The organism is Niallia sp. RD1, assembly GCF_024219955.1.
Lineage (GTDB): Bacteria > Bacillota > Bacilli > Bacillales > Cytobacillaceae > Niallia > Niallia alba.
In genome coordinates this window covers 4350593-4372059 of record NZ_CP100420.1, presented here as the reverse complement: position 1 = coordinate 4372059, position 21467 = coordinate 4350593, and the positions used below count along the sequence as shown (strand labels likewise).

Genomic DNA, 21467 nt, shown 5'->3' with positions numbered 1-21467 from the left:
AAGCAAATTCAGAGGACGTTTTCATATCACTCCCTGAATTTGCTTTTTTATCTTTTAATCGCATCTATAATAAGAGAGGGAAATAAGAGTTTTTCCCCATTATTTCGTGGATCATACTTTTTTGACCGGAAAATGACGCCATCCTCCCCATCCCAGTCATTTTCATGGAAAGTTCCTTTTTCATCACAATATTCCAATAATTTAGTATCAAATCCTGCTAATTCAAACATCCGACTTAATGTTCGATAATTATGAACGATTCTATGAGTAGAGGCAGGATGATCCTTTGGGCCTGGTCCACCTACTTGAACTATTTGTTGATACGACTTATCTGGAAAGAAACCATCTGGAACAGCACAACGAATGTATCCTGAGGGCTTCAAGTATTGATAGCAAAGAAAAGCTGCTTGAACGCCTTCTTTAAAGGTTAAGTGCTCCCACACATGTTCAGCTAAAATAGCGTCAATCGAAGATTTGTTAAAGTGTATCCAGGTTGATTCATCTAGTAAATTCAATTCTTCTTCTTGTGTATATATCCAGCCAGGATTATTCCTGTATTCTCCTGCACCTATAACAAGCTTTATAGACTTTTCATTCATTTAAATTCCCCTCCTTTTTGCTTAGAAAATTTTAATTACACTATAATATATAGTTTGTAGGTGAGCAATAAAAAAATGTTAACGAGTAACAAATGAAAAATATGACTAATGGCATAGGAACCTTCTCCTATCTATTGTAAAATAAGGGAGCAGATAAGGGATTACCTATTTTTTCTTGTAAAGATGTATGCGTATACAAAGAGAGGGGCGATTACAATGAAAAAATTTTATATTCGAAAAAATAAAGGAATTCCGCTAAAAAAGAAGCTTATTTTTTCTTTTTTAGTGATGTTATTAATTCCAAGTATCCTAATTGGTGCATTTTCCTTTTTATATGCAAATAAGCAAATGGAAAAGGACTTTATAAACAATGCAAGTACTAATTTAAACATGCTAGATACATCGATAACTAACCTAATGTCCGCAAAGGTTTATGATATCTCGGCACTGGCAGAAACGCTGACGAAGGAAACAATCGAAAAAGATTCAGCGATTATTCAGAACACAATTGAACAATATAGCCAAGTCCATCCTGAAGTCTCGAGTATCTATATAGGGACAAATGATGGAAAGCTTTTTCAGAAGTCTACAGAGGAACTCGATGATCATATGGATCCTAGATTGAGAGACTGGTATAAAGCAGCTGTTAATAAACCAGGGGAAGCCGTTATCATGGATCCTTATCTATCCCCAGTTTCTCAGAAAATGGTTATTACAATAGGAAAAACAATTGCAGACAATGCAGGAGTTATGGCCGTTACGATGAATTTAGATTACTTAGCAGAGCTATCAGGTGAGATCACGTTTGGTCAAGAAGGTTATGTTATTCTTCTTGATCAGAAGAAACGTTTTATCGTTCATCCTGATGAAAAACAAGGAGACATTGTGAAAGATGCTTTTTACGAAACGCTTTATGAGAGACAAGCTGGAACATTGGATTATTCAGCAAATAAAGTTAATCGAAAAATGGTTTATCAGACGAATAAACTGACCGGATGGAAGCTAGCTGGAACGATGGAAAAATCAGAAATTGTCAATAATTCTAGAGGTCTTTTGTATACGATTGCAGGGATATTAACAGGATCTCTTATTATTGGAGGAATAATGATGATGCTTATTGTTTCCTCTATCATCAAGCCGATAAAAAAATTAAAAGAACAAGCAATTGCAGTTAGCAAAGGTGATTTAACAACCTCCATTAATATTGCAACAAAAGATGAAATTGGCGATGTAGCGGCTGCTTTTCATACGATGCAGCATAATTTGCAACAACTTATCAAAAATATTGAACATAGTTCAGAGAATGTCGCAGCAAGTGCGGGTCAGTTAACAGCAAGCGCTAATGAAGTAACCATTGCTTCAGAGCATGTAACCAATACAATTCAACAAGTTGCAAGTGGCGCGGAAATACAGACAAAAGGATTAGATAATAATGTAGATAATATCAAATCTGTCTTAGAAGGAACAAATCAAATTGTTGCCTTTAGTAAGAAAGTGTCCGATCTTTCAACTGGCACAATAACAAAAGCCCATGCCGGCGGAAGTTCTATTCAAGCAACACTAGAACAAATGCAAGTAATAAGTGAGACCGTAGCAGAATCAAATAAAATGATTAAAGAACTAGTCGAGCAATCCAAACATATTGGGAAGATTACAGAAAGTATTACCACAATCTCAGAACAAACAAATCTATTAGCTTTAAATGCGGCGATAGAAGCTGCCAGAGCAGGAGAGAAAGGAAAAGGGTTTGCGGTTGTTGCTAATGAAGTACGCAAACTTGCTGAGCAGTCAGGTGAATTTGCGAATAATATCTCTCAATTAATTAATAGTGTTGAGAAAACGACCGAAAATACGGTGCATCGAATGGCAGAGGTATCACTGGCAGTTCAAGCAGGGTTAAAAGTAACAGATGAATCAAATACAAGGTTTCAAGAAATCGTTCATAGTATGAAGGAAATGACACCACATATTCAACATGTTACCGATACTTCAAACGAAATGGCTATAACGTTAAATGAAGTAAGCATTTCAGCTGGTGAATTAGCCCAAATTGCTTATGATAATGCTACTTCCTCTGAAGAAGTCGTTTCTTTAACGGAAGAACAACTAGCCGCTATGGAAGAAATTTCTGGGTCGGCAAAGAACTTATCAGAGATGGCGAAAGAGCTTAGGAAGAATCTTCATCAATTTACCTATTAATCTGTCATAATTAAAATACCTCCTGCATAAAGTAACGATAGGCTTTATATGCAGGAGGTATTTTAATGAAAAAAATTAATGTTTATTTAATAAATGGGTTCCTTGGAAGCGGAAAAACAACAACTCTATTAAAATGCATGGAGTATTTTAAGGGGAAGAATAAAAAGTATGCGATTATCCTTAATGAACTTGGTGAAACAAATATAGAAAAACACCTATTTAAAGATGAGTCACTCTATGAACTGTTAAATGGCTGTGTATGCTGCTCCATCAAAGAGGATTTAAGAACAACGCTCGATGAACTGGCAGAGACATTACATAAAGAAAACATTGAAGTCGTTTTATTAGAAGGTACAGGAGTAGCAAATCCTTCCGAAATAATGGAGACATTTAATGAAAAGCAATATAGGGAAGTTTTTGAGATTGCTGAAAGTATTTGTTTGATTGATAGTTTGCATTTTACGGAATATACGAGTATTTTTTCGAGCAGCAAAGAAGTGAGACAGCTGCAAAAAGAGCAAATTGAAAACGGAACAGTACTTGTCCTAAATAAAGTTGATCAGCTTTCTAGCAAACTTGCTATTGAAAAGGTTGAAAAGCGAATTAGAAAATTAAATGCTGAAGCACCATTACTATATAGTAATTATGGAAATGGTGTAACGGAGTATCTAGAAAGCCAGCAAAAAAACAGCAAGATCAAAGAACGTTCCATTTCTGGTCACCATCATCACCATCACCACCACCATATTAAAGCAATAAAAGTGGAGCAGACAACTGCAATGACGAAAAGAGAACTAAGAGATTTCTTGAAAAGCAATCAAGATAAATTACTTCGTGCCAAAGGGACAATCAAAAATAGTGATGATCAATCATGGTATCATTTTCAATATGCTTCTGGATTGCTAGAATGGCAAAAAGTTAACGAATATCTTCCGAATCGAAAAGGCGAGATTATTTTAATAGGAGAACGATTATCTGAGAAAGTTACTATATAAATTTTTTTCTAAGTGTATCTTATCGAATCTATCATAAGATACACTCATTTTTTGCATAGATAGAATAGGACAAGCATAGACATGTAATAAGTGATTGTAAAAGGTCGAACGATGGAAGAAAAGGAGTATGCTATGTCTATCCCAACACGTGTAAAAGATATTCTTATATTTGGCTTGTTTCTGGCTATGATGTATTTATTTTTTTTCGGAGATATTTACGTTGCGAATAAATGGAATTTCGTATTGCCAGATCAGATAAAAACCATTTTTGTTTTATTTCTTGGAATTATGCTTGAGGCCCTACCATTTTTATTATTAGGAGCAATTGCCTCTTCTGTTATTAATCTATATATTTCTGAGGAGTATATTGCTAGAATCATGCCCAAAAATCCATTTGCAGCTATAGGTGTCGCATTAATTGCTGCAGTAATTACTCCTGTGTGTGAATGTGCGATTATCCCAGTTGTGCGCAGGCTTATTCAAAAAGGAATTCCTGTCCATATCGGTGTCGTTCTCTTAATGGGAGCACCAATCCTTAATTTTATCGTGTTTGGCAGTACTTATTATGCCTTCCAAAATAATTTATCGATTGCATACGGACGTTTTATTATTTGTATCTTGGCAAGCATCATTGTGAGTATCATCGTATATATGCTTTTTTCGAAACAAAAGGTATTAAAAACACACAGAGAAGATTTAATGGCAGTTGTTCCTATTAATGAAAATAAAGGTGATTCCAAGTGGAAAGGGATCTTACATCATACATGCCATGAATTCTTTACGATTGGCAAATATTTTATTATTGGAGCAGTATTTGCTAGTGTTGCACAAGTTTATTTAAAAGATAGTTATATAATGCAAGCTGGAGAATCATCAATCGAAGGCACCGCTGTGATGATGGGACTAGCATATGTGTTATCGCTTTGCTCTGAGGCAGATGCTTTTGTTGCAGCTTCCTTCTCAAAGATGTTTACACCTGAAGCAATTATTGGATTTTTAGTGTTTGGACCTATTCTTGATTTTAAAAATACTTTCGTTATGATGGCTTCATTTCGGATAAAGTTTGTCCTGCTATTTATTTTGATTGTTACGATTGTTGTCTTTATACTTTCTTTAGTATCAGGATTGTTTTTGGCATAAATTACAAATATAAGGAGGGAAAACGATGAAAATCAAATGGAGTCCAACCTGGCAATTGGCAAACGAACTGCAAGGAATTGTGTTGATTGGCTTCAGTCTCCTTATTTTTAAATTAATGGTGACAGGAGAGGTAGTGCGACTTGTTGCCCCGAAGATGGTGCCATTGTTATATATAACCATGGCCCTGTTATTTTTGCTTGGATTTTTTAGATTGCTTAACAGTAATTTAAAGGGGGCTGATTGTGATTGTGATGTGTGCGACGAAAATGCCTCTTTAATGAATCTTACTTTTTCTTATTTATTATTTTTTAGCCCTTTATTTTTGTTTTTCACCCAACAAGATATGTCCATTAACAAAAGCATTCTCCCAAATACTCAATTTGAGCATGGTCAAACTTTTTCTGTTAGTCAAGTTAATAACGAAGCAGCAAATGATGAAGATATGATTGCAATAGAGGACGATAATTATTTACAAACGATGGACATGATTAATACAAATTTGGACAATTTAGTTGGGAAAGAAATAATGATTACAGGTTTTATCCATCGAGAGGAATCGTTTACCGACAAACAAGCAGTTATTGCCAGATATGTGATGACTCATTGTATCGCTGATCTTGGGTTGTATGGCTATTTGATTGAGGGAGAAGTAAATGAATTACAAAATGAACAGTGGTATGTGATAAAAGGAAAATTGGAGAAAAAGGAATACGAAGGTCAGTTAATGCCAGTTATTAAGGTCGAAAAGGTAGAAGTGACGGAAGAACCTGAGGAAGAATACTTATATGCATTAGACTATTAGCCTACAATTCTTGCATTATTCCTATTTTTTCGCTAAAATTTAGATGAAATCAATTGAATACGTAGCGGGAGCTTGTGGAAACAGGCTGAGAGTATGGCTATTTGCTGCCATTGACCGGATGAACCTGTTGGATAATGCCAGCGTAGGGAGGTGTATGAAATAGACGAACACTTTGCTTAGGCGTAGTGTTTTTATTTTTGTCATAATTACTGACAACTAGCACGCCGCTTCCTTTTTATAACGCGTGCAAAACGTTACAGTCAGTTATGGCTTTTTTTAGTTTGCATTCCTTTACATTGTATGAATATTGCGAGCAATCAAGTTAATAAGGATAACAGAAAGGAAATGAGTTTGAGAGATGAATGAAAAATATGAAATGTTGATACCGAAAGTACTAACAAAATTACGAGCGCAAGTTCCGTTAGTTCATAATATTACAAACGTAGTAGTCACTAATTTTACAGCGAATGGCTTATTAGCAATTGGGGCTTCTCCAGTAATGGCATATGCAAAGGAAGAGGTTGCAGATATGGCAACAGTAGCGAATGCCCTTGTTCTCAATATTGGAACATTAACTGCTGAAAACGTAGAAAGCATGATTATTGCTGGAAAGGCTGCAAATTTGGCTAATACTCCTGTTATCTTAGACCCGGTTGGGGCTGGAGCTACTAGATATCGTACGGAATCTGTACATCGTATTATGAAGGAAGTGGAAATCACTTTACTACGAGGAAATGCAGCAGAAGTAGCGAATGTTGCTGGTATTAAAGCAAAAATGAGAGGCGTAGATTCTGTTAGTGAACATAATAATAGCGAAATCGCGCTAGAAGCTGCAAAGCTATTACAGGTACCAGTTGTTATAACAGGAGAAAAAGATATAGTAGCTGTTAACGAGAAGCTATCTATAGTACATAATGGCCATCAGATGTTAACAAAGGTTACGGGGACAGGCTGCTTACTATCTTCTATTCTTGGAGCATTTATCGCTGTAGAAGAAGATGTTTTCCTTGCTTCAACAGCAGGTTTAGTGACATATGGGGTTGCAGCTGAGCGTGCCTTTGAAAAGACGAAAGAAGAAGGACCAGGAAGTTTTCAAATTGAGTTATTGAATCAATTAATGAAAATTAAAGAAGAAGATATAAAAAAATGGATGAAAGTAGAGAGTATAAGGGGGTAATTCAATGACCACAGCAAAAGCTTTAACAATAGCAGGATCAGATAGTGGAGGTGGGGCTGGAATTCAGGCAGACTTAAAAACTTTCCAAGAACTTAAAGTATATGGAATGAGCGTGATTACCGCAATAACAGCGCAAAATACCCTTGGTGTTGATGGAGTATACCCAATGATGCTCGAGGCAATAGAAAAACAATTAGAATGCATCGCTGTTGATTTACAGCCAGATGCCTTAAAAACAGGAATGTTATTTAATAGCGAAATAATTGAATTAGTAGCCAATAAAATGGAACAATACAAATGGAAAAATTTAGTTGTTGATCCAGTCATGATTGCTAAAGGCGGAGCCAATTTACTACAGCAAGAAGCAACAGAGTCCATGAAAAGGAAGCTTCTTCCCCTTGCCACTGTCTTAACACCAAATATACCTGAGGCAGAGGAATTAACTGGGATAAGCATTCGAAATATGGAGGAAAGAAAAGAAGCGGCTAAAAGATTAAGTGCCATGGGGGTTAACTATGTCATTATTAAAGGCGGACATGGGGATGAAAAGGAAGCTGTCGATTTGCTATTTGATGGCAGCCATTTTTCAAGTTTGGTAGCGGAAAGAATTCCAACCAAAAATACGCATGGGACAGGCTGTACTTTTTCTGCTGCAATAACGGCAGCTCTTGCAAATGGCTATTCTATTAACGATGCATTCCAATTAGGCAAGGATTTTATTCATCAAGCAATAAAAAATGATCTTCATATAGGAAGCGGGCATGGACCAACCAATCATTGGGCTTACCAAGAAAGCAAACGATAAGAATGCAATTTGGAGGATATATGACATCTTATACAAAAGAACGAATGAAACAACTGCTCAAAGTATATTTTATTATGGGAAGTAACAATAATAGTACACTTGCTCCAGAAATTATTTTAGAAGAAGCATTAAAAGGTGGTATTTCTATTTTTCAATTCAGAGAAAAAGGAACTGGGGCATTAAAAGGAGCGGCCAAAATTCAATTAGCAAAAAGAATGCAAGAACTTTGCAATCAATATCATGTTCCATTTATTGTGAATGATGATATTGAACTAGCCTTAGCATTAGATGCAGATGGCGTGCATATAGGGCAAGATGATGAAAACGCCATAAAAGTACGGCAATTGTTTGCAAATAAATTAGTGGGAGTATCTGCTCACACTATAGAGGAAGTTAAAGAGGCAATCGAGGCAGGTGCTGATTATATAGGCATAGGTCCTATCTACCCGACGAGCACAAAGAAAGATGCTAAAGAAGTGCAAGGAACCTCACTTATCGAAAAAGTCAAAGAGGCAAACCTTACTATACCAATCGTTGGTATAGGGGGGATTACAGCCGAAAATGCTTTTCCTGTTATTCAAGCTGGTGCCGATGGAGTCGCCATTATTTCAGAAATTAGTATGGCGGATAATCCCTATGAGCAAACAAAGCGATTAAAGAAAGTAGTGTTTGGCCAAGGGTAATTTCTATAAATAAGTAAAATGGAAACAATTTAGGTTTTTTGCGGAAAATAGACATTTACCCAACCCAAATATACATCTCTGCATACAATAATTTTGTAAGAGGAGCTAGTAAAGAAAAACATAAAAAGCTCCTTCCTCGTTAACCAAAAAAAGATATGGTTAATATACTACAAAAATGAGAAAGGGAGATGTATATATGTACGGTTATGGTGGATATGGTTATGGATGCGGATATGGAGCTGGACCTGGTGTAGGATACGGCGGCGGTTTCGCATTAATCGTAGTATTATTTATCTTGTTAATTATCGTTGGTGCAACTTTTATTTGCTAATATAAGATGAAAAGCTGACCTTGTGTCAGCTTTTTTTACATTCTAAAAAGAATAGCCTTTATTTTAGCTATCCAATAAATGGTAGCGGTTTCGGGAAAATTAATAAAAAATACATACAATTATCGCGGAAAAACAAATAACTAAGTATAAAATCGAATAAGTTATAATATTTTAAGTTTTAAGAAAATTAATTTTCAAAATCTTATTGACAGAAAATATAATATGGGTAAAATAAAGTTATTAGAGTGTTAGATTATATGACACTTGATGGTAATTTTATATACATAAAGGGGGAAATGGTAAAATGGAAAATTTGGAATTTTTGATGAACAGCTTGTGGACGATGATTGCTGCAATTTTAGTTATTTTTATGCTTGGTGGATTTATATTATTAGAAGCAGGTTCCACAAGAATGAAAAATGCGGGACATATTGCTGGTAAAACCATCTTCACATTTGGAATTGCTTCCTTAGTATTTTGGGCTGTGGGCTATGGCTTTATTTTCGGAGATAATGCGAATTTCTTTGTAGGGATGAGTGACTTTTTCTTCAATGGAGGTGAAGTTGGTCAAATTGATGGCGATGGATTACAAACAACTGTATTCTTTATTTTCCAACTAGCATTTGCAGGAATTTCCTTAACGATTGCGCTTGGTGGATTTGCAGAACGTGCGAAATTATCTGTTTATCTTATCTTCTCTGTGTTATTCGGTATTTTAGTTTACCCAATCATCGCCCATTGGATTTGGGGCAGCGGCTGGTTAGCGGAGCACGGAAAACAGGACTTTGCAGGATCCACTGTTGTTCACTTAACTGGTGCGGCAGCAGCGCTTGCAGCGACAATGCTTTTAAAACCACGTATTGGAAAATACAATGCTGACGGTTCAGCAAACCCAATTTTCGGGCATAACCAAGTATATACGGCATTAAGTGTATTAATTCTTTGGGTAGGTTGGTTTGGTTTTAATGCAGGTAGTACAGTTTCTGTAGCTGACGGTTTCTTCGGATATGTTGCTTTAAACACAAACTTAGCAGCAGCAGCAGGTGCGGTTGCAGCGTTACTAATTTCTTGGATTGTATTAGGGAAGTCAGATATCACTACAATGCTGAATGGTGCATTAGCTGGACTTGTTGCAATCACAGCATCTTGTGCATTCGTTGAGCCTTGGGCAGCGGTTGTTATTGGTTTAATTGCTGGAGTGCTTGTGTTTTATAGTGTTCGCTTCTTTGAAAGCAGAAAAATCGATGATCCAATCTTTGCATTATCCGTGCATGGAACAGCGGGGATTTGGGGAACATTATCCAATGGTTTATTTGCTACAGCAGAGTTAGCGGAGTACACGGGAGTAGGTAAAGCTGGTCTGTTTGATGGCGGTGGATTTGGTCAATTAGGTGTTCAAGCGCTTGGCGTACTTACTTGTGGACTATTCGCTTTTGCAATAAGCTATGCCATTCTATTTGTTATCAAGAAAGTTAGCGGTCTACGTGTAACAGAGGAAGAAGAAATCATGGGCTTAGATATTAGTGAACATGGTTCATACGGTTACCCAGAAGCTTTCTTGCCAAAAGAAGAAACAAAAAGCCTATAATACATGGCGATAGTCGGATTTAAGTAATAGGCGATCGAATGAATGAAGATAGGAGTCTCGCTGAAAAGTGGGGCTTTTATCTTTTTTAAGTGGTCTATAGGAAAAGATTAAATGATATGATAGACATAAAGAAGATATTAATAATGATTATCGAAGGAAGTGCATGGATGTGCTCTAATACTATTGGACTAAGTGAACTGAAAAAAGATAAGAAATTATTTTTGCGATCAAATTCTTATAATAATAGTGAATTAAATGATTTTCACGATCAAATTTTTAAACAGTTATTTCATTTTGTCCTGGCTGAGTATACGAAGGCTTTTGGAGATCCGCCATGTTCGTTTGTTTGGTTTGTAACAGGGAGCGCTGGAAGAAAGGAACAAGGCATTTTAAGCGACCAAGATCATGGAATCATCTATGAAGTGAAAGATTCGTCCTATAAGGAGTATTTTTTAAAATTTGGAGAATTTCTAAGTGATGCGTTAGATGAGATCGGATATCCCTACTGTGAAGGGAATGTTATGAGCAGTAATTTTGTTTGGTCCAAATCCTTAGAAGAGTGGAAACAACAATTGCAACAATGGATGGAAAAGGAAAACTGGGAATCTATTAGATTTTTACAAATTTTTTATGATAGTAGAAAAATATTTGGCGAACATGAATATGTCCAAGAACTAAGAAACTATATCCATGCGTACTGTAGATTACATCCCAATCTCTTAAAAAGATTTATGAATAATGTAATGCGTATAAAAAAAGGTGTTGGAATATTCGGTCAGTTTTTCGTGGAAATAACTGGAAGTCACAGAGGATCGATTCATTTAAAGCATACTATGTATTTGCCTTATGTGAATTCAATCAGGCTCCTTGCAATTAAGGAAAGTATTCAACGAACTTCAACTATTGATCGGATACAGGCATTGCGGGATATGGAAATATATGATGAATGGCTAAAACCATATGAATCCTCTTTTAATAGAATTCTAGAATATCGGATTGATTTATTTCGAGAAGCAAAAACATATGAGGATGTTCACTATCTAAGTATTAATCGATTAACTAAGGAACAAAGGCAGGAAATAAAAACATTAATGCGCAACGGTATTAAATTATATCATCAAGTACACAGGATAATCGAAAAAGGGTGTTAATATGGGAGTAGAATCGTTTCTTCAATATATGAGAGATTTATATGGAAAAGTTAATTCTAGTGTATTGCACGCAACCTCGAGTGGAAGTAATTCGCAACAAATTGCCTTTATGCGACAGCTTCAAAAGGATTTAAAGGTTGAAGTTGCTTCCAGATTGCCGTTAAGTAATTTAAAAGCTGTTGTTTTTGACATTGAAACAACAGGTTTTTTACCAGATAAAGGTGATCAAATTATTTCTATTGGCGCGGTAAAGGTAGAAGGTTGCGAAATCCTCGATGAACAATTTTATACACTAGTGAATGCTGATGTTGAGATACCAAGAGAAATAAGTCGCTTAACAGGAATTGAAACAGAAAATTTACTTGATGCTCCACCCTTATCAGATGTACTTGTACAATTTTTTGAATTTATAAAAGATGATACGCTTGTTGCACACCATTCTTCCCATGAAAAAAGCTTTATGCAATCTGCTTGCTGGAAAAGCTTTAAAACACCGTTTAAGCATCGGATTGTGGATACTTCCTTTGTATTTAAAATTGTTGAACCTAAACAACGGATATTAACATTAGAGGAATGGTGTGAGTTTAGTGATATTCCTGTAATTGATCGTCACCATGCATTAGGGGACGCAAAATTAACAGCCATTTTATGGTGTCAATATTTACAAAGGGTGCAACAGTTAGGGTGCCGTACGTTACAGGATATTTATGAAAGGTTAGCTTTACGATAACATCGATGAGAGAAAGTTTAACAATAAACTGGTGGTGATTTATTGATGGACAGGTTTGAGACAGAGAGACTACTGTTGAGAGGATGGCAGGAATCGGATTATAAAGATTTATATGAGTATGCACAAAGGGAAGAAGTTGGTCCTTTCGCCGGCTGGTCCCCGCATAAAAGTGAACAAGAAAGTAAAGAAGTGATCCGTTATTTTTTACAAAATAAAAATTCTTATGCCATCGTATGGAAAGAGGAAAACAAAGTAATTGGAAGCATTGGTTTTCATAAGCGGACACCAGATGTTAAGCAATCCCATCTAGCGCAACGAGAAGTTGGTTTTGCTCTCCATCCAAAATATTGGGGAAGAGGGATTGTTCCTGAAGCGGTAAATCATCTTTTAAAATATGGTTTTGAACATTTGCATTTGGATTTAATATGGTGTGGACATTTTGACTTTAATACAAAGTCAAAACGAGTGAATGAAAAGTGTGGTTTTCGCTATAAATTTCAGAAAACGGACCGTTATAAGCTTTTTAACAATCGGTTAATTACAAGTGTCTATTATTGTATGACAAAAGACGATTATTTTGAAAAAAAACAGCTTAAATCTACAGCTGATTTATCCCATACGAATAGGCTATAAGCAAAATTCTTTTAATAAAAGTTAAGAGGATGGGAGGACGTTGGGACCTAAGTATTCCAGCCGTGGATAAAACCAAACAATTATACGAAGATGCAAATGAAAGTTCCGTATAATTGTTTGTTTTTTGTTTTTAAAAGGATGGTTCTAGAAAGTTTGGTGCTATTCATCCATGGGACTCGCGCTGAGTCACCTCAGCTTAGCAGTGCATCCCACTTATTGGACGCAATAAGTGGGGTGTTTTTTTGATGGTTTCGAAAACCCCTGGCTATGCCGGGGGTTCCGGAGAGCTTATAGCGAGGTAACAAAAAAAACTCCTTTCATGGTAGGATAAAGTTGGTTTCCCGACCACTTTATCTCACGCAAGAAGGAGGTATGCCCTTATGAAGGACATGAACAGTTTAGCACATACAACATGGAATTGTAAGTATCACATAGTCTTTGCCCCAAAATACAGAAGGCAAATTATTTATGGCAAATACAAAAAGAGTATAGGACAAATCATAAGAGAGCTATGTGAAAGAAAAGGTGTCATTATACATGAAGCAAATGCCTGTCCGGATCATATCCATATGTTGGTTAGTATTCCACCAAAATTAAGTGTATCGCAGTTCATGGGTTACCTAAAAGGAAAAAGTAGCCTGATGATATTTGATCGACATGCGAATTTGAAATATCGCTATGGGAATCGTAAATTTTGGTGTCGTGGTTTCTACGTTGATACCGTGGGGAGAAATAAGAAACAAATACAAGAATATATAAGAAATCAGCTGAAAGAAGATTATATGGCTGATCAGCTAACGTTGTTCGAAGAATTCGATCCGTTCACGGGTGAGAAAAATCGGAAGTAAATAAAGAAATTCTTTAGAATTGGTGAGTGAATGTGGTGCAGAAGGGAAACCTTTTCAGTGGGCCTTTAAGGCCGAGGCCGGTAAGAGAGGCTTTTAGCCGCAGAGCAAACCACCAGTTCACACTGGTGGTTTTGATTTGTATGGAGAAAAAAGAAAAATGGACAGTAGAAGGAAAGTTGTCTGTTGTTCAACTATATGAGAGTGGAAAATATTCTTTTGCTAAATTAGAGATTATTCGTCTTTACAGAGTATCGATTTAGTTACGTCCGAACCTCTTAACAAAGTTATAGTTTGTTAACCTCATTATCTACATCATTTACCTTCACATATAGCCATAACTATTGATCGAGAAATCTACCGACTTCCCTAATTGCATGGACTCAAGGTGATTTTAAGCATTTTTCAGAAAAATCCCGTTCGTTTTATCCCACCCTTAACAGACAGTAAGACTCCCGCCTCAAGCGTATGTTTCACTTTATTGTTAATTGTATATCTTGCCGACTTTATTTGTAATTCAGCGGCTTTTTTGATTGTTTCCTCTACAAATCAAGCGAGTGCTTGATTTTAAATTTCTTGGTACTATTTATGTATAAATGGCGAATTAAAGAAATAAAATCGCGGAAGTTTTGCAAAAAAAAGTCGCTTCTAAGAAGCGAAAAAAGAGACATTGGATTAAAGAATTGATTCGATAACTATATATAGTGGATTATTAATTTAAATCAACTATATATTGATTTGATAGTATCATACAATCCATTCTTACGCAATTACTTTCTATTAAAATAATTTAGTAAACGAGAAGAACAATATAAAATACCAAAATAAAAACTATGCCAAAAAGTACGAGATATTTAGACCATATCGGTGGAAGTTTTTTTCTCTGTTTATTTTTCATAAATCCGATAAAACTCAGATAGTTTTTATAAATAACAAAATAAATCAGTGCAAAACCTATGTATTGAAGGATAAACAATCCAGATAGCGCTTGTTTACCATCTAAAAATTGCGCATTGGGAAATGAGACACCAGTAATCATTTTTATAATACTATCGTTAATTGTTCCAAAAATCGCGAACAAGAGAACAGCAGAAAATAGTATTTTTACAAATTCCAAGTAGAAATAAGAGACCTTTTTCATAAATGCATTCCTTTTCCTTATTTATATTTTTTGTACCAGAACAAAGAATACCATAAATAAGCGATAATTGATAAAGAAAACTTCTATCAGTGGGGGTTTTTCTTATCCCTCACTGTTGGTTAGTGCACTTATCAGACCTTTACGGGAGAGATTCAGCAACCTAGCTGTCTCGATTTTTCGCAGCTTGTGGTTTGGTCTTACTGATGTTAAGAATGGAATAAATAAAATAAATAGTTTCGGGCATTATACATGTAATTATAGACTGGCAAACTAATAAGAAAATTCAAATTCTACTAAAAACGTTCACAAAACGTCAAATTTATGATAATATTTGATTGTTTTTGAAAGAAAATGCTTGAAATGTGAAATCGTTTACAGTAAGATGTAATTAAATCAAAGACATACCCGAAAAGGGAGTGTGATAATTTTGTTAACACCTGAAAGGCATGAACTTATTTTACAATTGCTTAAACAACAAAACGTTGTCAAGATACAAGAGTTAATGGATATTACGAATACATCTGAATCAACCATAAGACGTGATTTGACTCAATTAGAGCAAGAAGGTTTTTTGAAAAGAGTTCATGGTGGCGCAGCGAGGCTTCAAGGGAAAATAAGTGAGCCAAGTATGAGTGAAAAAGCGTTCAAAAACATCCAAGAGAAAAAAATGATCGCCGCCTATGCAGCAAATCTAGTAGAAGATGGAGACAGTATTTATTTAGATGCAGGGTCAACTATTACAGAAATGATACCCTATTTAAAAGATCGTGACATTGTAGTGGTAACAAACGGTCTTATGCATTTGTCCACATTACTAGAAGCTCGAATCCAAACCTTTATTACAGGTGGTTATGTCAAAGAAAAAACAAACGCTTTAGTAGGACGTGGCGCTATATTGAGTCTTGATAACTACCGATTTGATAAATGTTTTATGGGAGTCAATGGTATTCACCCTGAATATGGGTATACTACTCCTGATCAAGAAGAAGCTATGGTGAAAAGTAAGGCACTAACATTATCAAGAGAAGCTTTCTTTGTCGCAGATGACAGTAAATTTTCTGAAGTGTATTTTTCGAAAATTGCTGATTTGCACGAAGCTTCTATTATTACAAACTCCCTGGATGAGGAAGTAAACGATTTTTATTCAAGGAAAACTAGTATAAAGGTTGTGAAAGAATGATTTATACCCTAACCTTAAATCCTTCTGTCGATTATATTATCGAGGTACCAGAAGTGCATTTAGGAGAGCTAAATCGATTAGAAAAAACAAGTAAGTTTGCTGGTGGAAAAGGAATAAACGTTTCCAGAGTATTGAAAAGAATGGGAGTACAAAGTAAAGCATTAGGATTTGTGGGCGGTTTTACAGGTAGCTTCATTGAAAATCAATTACAAGCAGAAAATATTGAAACTGATTTTGTTAAAGTAGAAGAAGACACGCGAATTAACGTTAAGGTAAAAGCTGATACTGAAACGGAATTGAACGCGAGTGGGCCGACTATCTCCGAAGTTAAATTCCAAGAGTTAAAAAATAAGATAGCTTCTTTAACCTCAGAGGATCTTCTTGTTTTAGCAGGAAGTGTACCATCTACTCTGCCAAAAACCACCTATGAAGAATTGGTGAAGATTTGTCATGAGAATAATGTATCCTTTGTTGTAGACGCAGAAGGAGATTTACTAAAAGCAGTCTTGCCATACCGACCATTTTTAATTAAGCCTAATCATCATGAACTTGGTGAACTGTTTGGAACAACTATTACTACTGCTGAAGAAGCGATTCCATATGGAAAAAAACTATTGGAAATGGGCGCACAGAATGTCATTGTTTCGTTAGCTGGTGAAGGAGCAGTATTGATTAGTCAGCACGAAGAATTAATAAGTACGGTACCAAAAGGAGAAGTAAAAAGCTCTGTCGGTGCAGGGGATAGCATGGTGGCAGGATTCCTATCAAAATATGAGGAAACACAGGATATGAAAGAATCTTTCCGCTATAGCATTGCTTCAGGTAGTGCAACAGCATTTTCGATTGGATTATGTACAAAGGAAAAGGTAGAGAGTCTCCTTTCACAAGTTCAATTACAATCATAAACGGAAGCCATTTTACAAGAAAGAAATAGTGAAATGGATAAAATATAATGAAAAAGGGAGCGTTATAGGATGAAAATTACCGAGTTATTAACGCAAGAGACTATCCTTTTAAATATTGAAGGAAACGGGAAACTGGATGCTATCAATCAGTTAGTGGATACTCTTTATTCGGCAGGGAATTTAACAGATAAAGACACATATAAGCAAGCCATTTTAAAAAGAGAAGAGCAAAGTACAACTGGGATTGGAGAAGGGATTGCCATTCCCCATGCAAAAACGAGTGCCGTAAAATCACCGGCAATTGCGTTCGGTCGATCAATTAGTGGTGTTGATTATGAATCACTTGATGGACAGCCAGCAAATCTATTTTTTATGATTGCTGCACCAGATGGAGCGAATAACACTCATCTTGAGGCATTATCAAGATTATCAACTTTATTACTTAAAGAAGAAGTTCGTTCTAAGTTATTAAATGCAACGTCTAAACAAGATATTATATCTATAATCGATAGCTATGATGTAGAGGAAGAATCGGTCGAGGAAAATATTGCAGATAAGAAGAATTTCATTGTTGCAGTAACTGCTTGTCCAACTGGTATAGCTCATACTTATATGGCAGCAGATTCTTTAAAAGCAAAAGCAGCTGAAATGGGAGTAGATATTAAGGTTGAAACAAATGGATCTGGCGGTGCAAAAAATGTTCTTACGGCTGAAGAAATTGAAAATGCAACGGCGGTAATCGTAGCAGCTGATACGAAAGTACAAATGGATCGTTTTAACGGCAAACATGTGCTGGAAACACCTGTTGCAGATGGTATTCGTAAACCTGAAGAACTGATTAACCGTGCTCTTAAGCAGCAAGCTCCAGTTTATCAAGGAGGCTCTGGTTCTAGTTCGGGCGAAGGGAAAGCAGAAGGAAAAAAAGGTATTGGAAGTCAAATCTATAAACACTTAATGAATGGTGTATCCAATATGTTGCCATTTGTTGTCGGTGGCGGGATTTTAATTGCGATCTCTTTTATGTTTGGTTATAACTCTGCTGATCCGAATGATCCGAGCTATAATGCATTTGCAGCTGTAATTAAATATATCGGTGGAGATAATGCGTTTGCACTATTAGTGCCAGTTCTTGCTGGATTTATTGCAATGAGTATTGCTGATCGTCCTGGTTTTGCACCAGGTATGGTGGCTGGATTTATGGCAGCTCAAGGTGGCGCAGGATTCCTTGGTGGCTTAATTGGCGGATTCTTAGCAGGTTATTTAGTGATTGGCTTGAAAAAATTGTTAGAAGTTCTACCAAGATCATTAGAAGGAATTAAAACAATTCTACTGTATCCATTATTAGGGATTTTCTTTACTGGACTTATCATGAATTATGTGATTATGGAACCAGTCGCAGCAATTAATACAGGAATGACTAATTGGTTATCAGGTCTTGGAACTGGAAATGCGGTAATTTTAGGAATTATATTAGGTGCGATGATGGCCTTTGATATGGGTGGTCCAATCAATAAATCTGCCTATGTTTTTGGTACGGGTCTTATTGCAAATGGTGTATTTGAACCAATGGCTGCGATTATGGCTGGTGGAATGGTTCCACCACTTGCAATTGCATTAGCAACTGTATTATTTAAAAAGAAATTTACGAAACAAGAAAAAGATGCAGGCTTAACAAACTTTATTATGGGACTTTCGTTTATTACAGAAGGGGCAATCCCATTTGCTGCAGCAGATCCATTGCGTGTTATTCCATCTGTTGCAATTGGAGCAGCAGTTACTGGTGGATTATCAATGTTCTTTAATATTGGATTAAGAGCCCCACATGGCGGAATTTTCGTTGTTGGATTAGTTGATGGAAATCCATTGTTATATCTTTTAGCAATCGTTATTGGCGCTATTATAGCTGCTCTATTATTAGGACTATTGAAGAAACCTGTTCAACAAAAATAAAGGAAACTTTAGAAAAGCGGTAAATTAACCTTTAAGTTAATTTACCGCTTTTTAGTTTCTTCTTTTACACCTAATAAAACCAATGAAGAATCTTAAAAATGTTCTTCATTGGTTATTTGTTGTTTCGTCATGTCTTACTTTGTCTGTGTTTCTTTTTCTTCTTGCTTTAATCGGAAGAATGCAGCAAGGGCAGCGATTAAAGCAAAGGAACAAAGCAGATAGAATTGAAAATTCTCCATATGCTTCATTAAAATGGCCATAATTGGTGGCCCTGCTGCTACTCCGATAAAGCGCATGCTACTATAAATACTAGTGATGGTGCCTCGTTCTTCTTTTTCGATACCTTCTGTTATAAGGGCGTCCAGAGGTGGCAAGCTAGCACCAATACCAATACCAGCAATGGTAAGAAAGACGATGATAAACCACATGTTTTCCGAAAAATTAAGAGCAATCGTACCGATAATGATTGCGACCAGACCGATAAAGGTAATCCACCTCATTAAATTTTTGTCTTTTTTTATTTTTTTGCCTGTAATGTAAGAAGTAAGGCATAAGGCTCCAAGTGGTATAGCAAGATATAGCCCTTTTTTAATATTTTTTATCTGATATTTCTTTTCTAATATATCTGATAAGTAAAACATTTCCGCAAAAAGAACAAACATAACAATAGCTCCAATAAAGAAAATGGCGTATAGCCATTTTTTGTCTTTATGCATTGTTTCTTTCGTATGTTGGATAAATTGCTTAAACGGCAGTGGTTTTACTTTACTCTTTGGCGATTTGACAAAAAACAAGATCAAAACGATTGAAATCAAACAGAAGACCGGAATAGACATGAATGGGATAAACCAAATAAAACCCGCCAAAAAGGCACCAAGAATTGGACTAAGAACTTTCCCAAATGTATTCGCTGTTTCAATAACCCCTAATGTGCTACTAACTTCCTCCTCCTCTTTAAACAAATCACCTACTAACGGTAATACTATCGGAAATGCTCCTGCAGCTCCTACCCCTTGTAATGCACGTCCTATAAGGATCACCCAGTAACTATTATCCATCAGCCATGCAGCAATACCTGAAATCACTCCACCAATAGCTGCAATAATTAAACTTGGGATAATAACCCGTTTACGCCCGATATGATCAGATAAATAACCTGCTACAGGTATAAGAATAATCGCAAGAACAGAATATACTGTAATAATCATACTAACTTGAAAAGAAGATATATTTAACTTTTGTTCAATTGATGGCAATACTGGAATCAGCATGCTATTCCCAAGAGTCATTACTAATGGAATGGAGGAAAGTGAGAATATTGCCATTTTAGAAACCTTTACATTTTGCTTCTTCGCTGTCTTGTGTGCTTTGTTTGTAAGGTTTACTATTCTTTTATCGTCATTTACATGATCCATTTTCATTCTCCCTGCTTTCAAATAGTTAACTATAGTTAATATGTACAGACAAGCTCAAAAATAATGCACTTTCTATCATCCAAAAACTGGGTTTGTGTATTCAGTTTATTTGAACTTTTCGTTTAATAGTGTGTTATTATGGAATAAAAATAGTGGTGGTGTCATGTTAGTGGGAAAAGTTATTGCACTTAGTATTGGCAAGGAAAAATCATTCACATGGAAAGAAAGAAACATTCAGTCAGCGATTGGCAAAGAAAAAGTGAACGAAGCGATTCTAACGTTTGACGGCTTTGTTGGAGATGGAGTTGCCAACACAGCGTTTCATGGTGGGAAAGAAAGGGCAGTATGTTATTATCCTTATGAGCATTATAAAAAATGGGAAGAAGAATTTAAAGCAACGATTAATCCTCCTGCCTTTGGGGAAAATATTTGTGGGACGGAATTTACAGAGCATAATGCATATATTGGTGACATCTTTTCTTTAGGAGATGCTGTTGTTCAAGTAACACAAGGGAGAGTTCCTTGTTCAACTATTTCAAAATATAATCAGATTGATACATTTTTAAGCAGGATAGTGGAAACATGCTATACCGGTTATTTTCTAAAAGTATTGGAAGAAGGAGTAGTCAGTGAACGGTCTACCTTTCAACTGTTAGATCGTCCCCAAGATAAAGTGTCTGTTTGGGATGCTACAAAAGTGATGCTTCTTGATCGGAAAAATAAAGATGCCATGTTATCAATACTACAAATCGAGCAATTGGCGGAAGATTGGAAAAATCGTTATAAAAAGGCACTTGAAAAAATCAACTGATTTTTTCGAGAAAATGGTTGACTTTTATTTTATTGTTCATTATCATGTAAGTAATATATTGAACGGCAATGAAGAAGAGTAGTATCTTTATTAGAAACCTCAGAGAGCTGGTGGTCGGTGCAAACCAGTGTGGACGATAAAGAGAATGGACTTCTGAGCTTCTAAACCGAACCTATTGTAGTAGGCTTTAGCGAACGTCTCATCGTTACAAGAGACAGAAATTTGTCGATATTCGACTGATTTCTTAAAGTGAGCTTAATTTTATTGAGCTAATGAAGGTGGCACCACGGGTTTCTCGTCCTTTTTATAGGAGAGAGACCCTTTTTTATTTGTAAAAAATATTTGAAACAATAAAGCGTTGAAGAAGAGTAGTAAGTATAAGAAGGA

General features: G+C 35.9%; 20 protein-coding genes, 1 riboswitch and 2 other annotated features (1 of these 23 cut by a window edge). Of the genes, 17 read left to right on the top strand and 3 right to left on the bottom strand.

The window, feature by feature from the left end; all coding sequences use genetic code 11:
- Positions 1 to 47 precede the first annotated feature (47 nt).
- On the bottom strand, positions 48 to 599 hold the full coding sequence (locus NKG37_RS21015) for a class I SAM-dependent methyltransferase (protein WP_016203593.1): 552 nt from the start codon (positions 597 to 599) through the stop codon (positions 48 to 50).
- Positions 600 to 815: 216 nt separating this feature from the next.
- On the opposite strand from NKG37_RS21015, the gene NKG37_RS21010 reads away from it, so the two are divergent.
- From NKG37_RS21010 to tnpA, 13 genes are all read left to right on the top strand, one after another.
- The gene (locus NKG37_RS21010) at positions 816 to 2798 is read left to right on the top strand and encodes a methyl-accepting chemotaxis protein (protein WP_016203594.1); all 1983 of its coding nucleotides are present in this window, start codon (positions 816 to 818) and stop codon (positions 2796 to 2798) included.
- Between the two features lie 65 nt (positions 2799 to 2863).
- Positions 2864 to 3793, top strand: coding sequence for a CobW family GTP-binding protein (locus NKG37_RS21005; protein ID WP_101731076.1), 930 nt, complete (start codon positions 2864 to 2866; stop codon positions 3791 to 3793).
- A gap of 132 nt (positions 3794 to 3925) precedes the next feature.
- Positions 3926 to 4933, top strand: coding sequence for a permease (locus NKG37_RS21000; protein ID WP_101731389.1), 1008 nt, complete (start codon positions 3926 to 3928; stop codon positions 4931 to 4933).
- 25 nt (positions 4934 to 4958) lie between these two features.
- Positions 4959 to 5735: a TIGR03943 family putative permease subunit gene (locus NKG37_RS20995; protein WP_016203597.1), complete on the top strand. Its 777-nt coding sequence runs from the start codon at positions 4959 to 4961 to the stop codon at positions 5733 to 5735.
- A gap of 54 nt (positions 5736 to 5789) precedes the next feature.
- A riboswitch (TPP riboswitch) is annotated at positions 5790 to 5901 on the top strand.
- A 192-nt stretch (positions 5902 to 6093) separates the two neighbouring features.
- Positions 6094 to 6912, top strand: a complete 819-nt coding sequence (thiM, locus tag NKG37_RS20990) for a hydroxyethylthiazole kinase (protein ID WP_302183197.1) — start codon at positions 6094 to 6096, stop codon at positions 6910 to 6912.
- A 4-nt stretch (positions 6913 to 6916) separates the two neighbouring features.
- Positions 6917 to 7717 carry a bifunctional hydroxymethylpyrimidine kinase/phosphomethylpyrimidine kinase gene (thiD, locus tag NKG37_RS20985; protein WP_016203599.1) on the top strand — a complete coding sequence of 267 codons (801 nt, stop codon included), beginning with the start codon at positions 6917 to 6919 and terminating at the stop codon, positions 7715 to 7717.
- 20 nt (positions 7718 to 7737) lie between these two features.
- The gene (gene thiE, locus NKG37_RS20980) at positions 7738 to 8400 is read left to right on the top strand and encodes a thiamine phosphate synthase (protein WP_040343582.1); all 663 of its coding nucleotides are present in this window, start codon (positions 7738 to 7740) and stop codon (positions 8398 to 8400) included.
- A gap of 196 nt (positions 8401 to 8596) precedes the next feature.
- Positions 8597 to 8731 (top strand): YjcZ family sporulation protein, encoded by a 135-nt coding sequence (locus tag NKG37_RS20975; protein ID WP_016203601.1) that lies wholly within the window; start codon positions 8597 to 8599, stop codon positions 8729 to 8731.
- A 304-nt stretch (positions 8732 to 9035) separates the two neighbouring features.
- A complete protein-coding gene (locus NKG37_RS20970) occupies positions 9036 to 10319 on the top strand; it encodes an ammonium transporter (RefSeq protein ID WP_016203602.1) in 1284 nt (427 codons plus the stop codon).
- A gap of 143 nt (positions 10320 to 10462) precedes the next feature.
- A complete protein-coding gene (locus NKG37_RS20965) occupies positions 10463 to 11470 on the top strand; it encodes a DUF294 nucleotidyltransferase-like domain-containing protein (protein WP_254415288.1) in 1008 nt (335 codons plus the stop codon).
- 1 nt (position 11471) lies between these two features.
- On the top strand, positions 11472 to 12200 hold the full coding sequence (locus tag NKG37_RS20960; protein ID WP_016203604.1) for an exonuclease domain-containing protein: 729 nt from the start codon (positions 11472 to 11474) through the stop codon (positions 12198 to 12200).
- A gap of 45 nt (positions 12201 to 12245) precedes the next feature.
- On the top strand, positions 12246 to 12833 hold the full coding sequence (locus tag NKG37_RS20955; protein WP_169188671.1) for a GNAT family N-acetyltransferase: 588 nt from the start codon (positions 12246 to 12248) through the stop codon (positions 12831 to 12833).
- A 380-nt stretch (positions 12834 to 13213) separates the two neighbouring features.
- Positions 13214 to 13681, top strand: coding sequence for an IS200/IS605 family transposase (gene tnpA / locus NKG37_RS20950; protein WP_100525941.1), 468 nt, complete (start codon positions 13214 to 13216; stop codon positions 13679 to 13681).
- Between the two features lie 787 nt (positions 13682 to 14468).
- Here tnpA and NKG37_RS20945 read toward each other — a convergent pair.
- A complete protein-coding gene (locus NKG37_RS20945; RefSeq protein WP_169188670.1) occupies positions 14469 to 14795 on the bottom strand; it encodes a hypothetical protein in 327 nt (108 codons plus the stop codon).
- Positions 14796 to 15246: 451 nt separating this feature from the next.
- Between NKG37_RS20945 and NKG37_RS20940 the strand changes: the two genes are divergently transcribed.
- The 3 genes from NKG37_RS20940 to NKG37_RS20930 all read left to right on the top strand — a co-directional run bounded on the left by NKG37_RS20940 (position 15247) and on the right by NKG37_RS20930 (position 18854).
- Complete coding sequence (locus NKG37_RS20940; RefSeq protein WP_169188669.1) at positions 15247 to 15999, top strand: DeoR/GlpR family DNA-binding transcription regulator; 753 nt, start codon at positions 15247 to 15249, stop codon at positions 15997 to 15999.
- The gene (pfkB, locus tag NKG37_RS20935; protein ID WP_101731082.1) at positions 15996 to 16904 is read left to right on the top strand and encodes a 1-phosphofructokinase; all 909 of its coding nucleotides are present in this window, start codon (positions 15996 to 15998) and stop codon (positions 16902 to 16904) included. The genes NKG37_RS20940 and pfkB overlap by 4 nt, the downstream gene beginning before the upstream one ends.
- 69 nt (positions 16905 to 16973) lie before the next feature.
- Positions 16974 to 18854, top strand: coding sequence for a PTS fructose transporter subunit IIABC (locus NKG37_RS20930; protein ID WP_254415287.1), 1881 nt, complete (start codon positions 16974 to 16976; stop codon positions 18852 to 18854).
- A 134-nt stretch (positions 18855 to 18988) separates the two neighbouring features.
- On the opposite strand, the gene NKG37_RS20925 is transcribed toward NKG37_RS20930, so the two are convergent.
- Positions 18989 to 20179, bottom strand: a complete 1191-nt coding sequence (locus tag NKG37_RS20925; protein WP_224427681.1) for a bacillibactin exporter BcbE — start codon at positions 20177 to 20179, stop codon at positions 18989 to 18991.
- Positions 20180 to 20432: 253 nt separating this feature from the next.
- On the opposite strand from NKG37_RS20925, the gene NKG37_RS20920 reads away from it, so the two are divergent.
- Positions 20433 to 21080, top strand: coding sequence for an MOSC domain-containing protein (locus NKG37_RS20920; RefSeq protein ID WP_254415286.1), 648 nt, complete (start codon positions 20433 to 20435; stop codon positions 21078 to 21080).
- A gap of 59 nt (positions 21081 to 21139) precedes the next feature.
- Positions 21140 to 21386: a binding site (T-box leader), on the top strand.
- A 43-nt stretch (positions 21387 to 21429) separates the two neighbouring features.
- Positions 21430 to 21467 (top strand) — a binding site (T-box leader) (it continues 198 nt past the right edge of the window).

Coding starts and splice junctions, on each gene's coding strand:
- NKG37_RS21005 (WP_101731076.1), top strand. CDS start 2,864: ATGAAAAAAATTAATGTTTATTTAATAAATGGGTTCCTTGGAAGCGGA.
- NKG37_RS20920 (WP_254415286.1), top strand. CDS start 20,433: ATGTTAGTGGGAAAAGTTATTGCACTTAGTATTGGCAAGGAAAAATCA.
- NKG37_RS20975 (WP_016203601.1), top strand. CDS start 8,597: ATGTACGGTTATGGTGGATATGGTTATGGATGCGGATATGGAGCTGGA.
- thiE (WP_040343582.1), top strand. CDS start 7,738: ATGACATCTTATACAAAAGAACGAATGAAACAACTGCTCAAAGTATAT.
- NKG37_RS20955 (WP_169188671.1), top strand. CDS start 12,246: ATGGACAGGTTTGAGACAGAGAGACTACTGTTGAGAGGATGGCAGGAA.
- NKG37_RS20970 (WP_016203602.1), top strand. CDS start 9,036: ATGGAAAATTTGGAATTTTTGATGAACAGCTTGTGGACGATGATTGCT.
- NKG37_RS21000 (WP_101731389.1), top strand. CDS start 3,926: ATGTCTATCCCAACACGTGTAAAAGATATTCTTATATTTGGCTTGTTT.
- NKG37_RS20930 (WP_254415287.1), top strand. CDS start 16,974: ATGAAAATTACCGAGTTATTAACGCAAGAGACTATCCTTTTAAATATT.
- thiM (WP_302183197.1), top strand. CDS start 6,094: ATGAATGAAAAATATGAAATGTTGATACCGAAAGTACTAACAAAATTA.
- NKG37_RS20960 (WP_016203604.1), top strand. CDS start 11,472: ATGGGAGTAGAATCGTTTCTTCAATATATGAGAGATTTATATGGAAAA.
- NKG37_RS21015 (WP_016203593.1), bottom strand. CDS start 599: ATGAATGAAAAGTCTATAAAGCTTGTTATAGGTGCAGGAGAATACAGG.
- NKG37_RS21010 (WP_016203594.1), top strand. CDS start 816: ATGAAAAAATTTTATATTCGAAAAAATAAAGGAATTCCGCTAAAAAAG.
- pfkB (WP_101731082.1), top strand. CDS start 15,996: ATGATTTATACCCTAACCTTAAATCCTTCTGTCGATTATATTATCGAG.
- tnpA (WP_100525941.1), top strand. CDS start 13,214: ATGAAGGACATGAACAGTTTAGCACATACAACATGGAATTGTAAGTAT.
- NKG37_RS20965 (WP_254415288.1), top strand. CDS start 10,463: ATGATTATCGAAGGAAGTGCATGGATGTGCTCTAATACTATTGGACTA.
- NKG37_RS20925 (WP_224427681.1), bottom strand. CDS start 20,179: ATGGCAATATTCTCACTTTCCTCCATTCCATTAGTAATGACTCTTGGG.
- thiD (WP_016203599.1), top strand. CDS start 6,917: ATGACCACAGCAAAAGCTTTAACAATAGCAGGATCAGATAGTGGAGGT.
- NKG37_RS20995 (WP_016203597.1), top strand. CDS start 4,959: ATGAAAATCAAATGGAGTCCAACCTGGCAATTGGCAAACGAACTGCAA.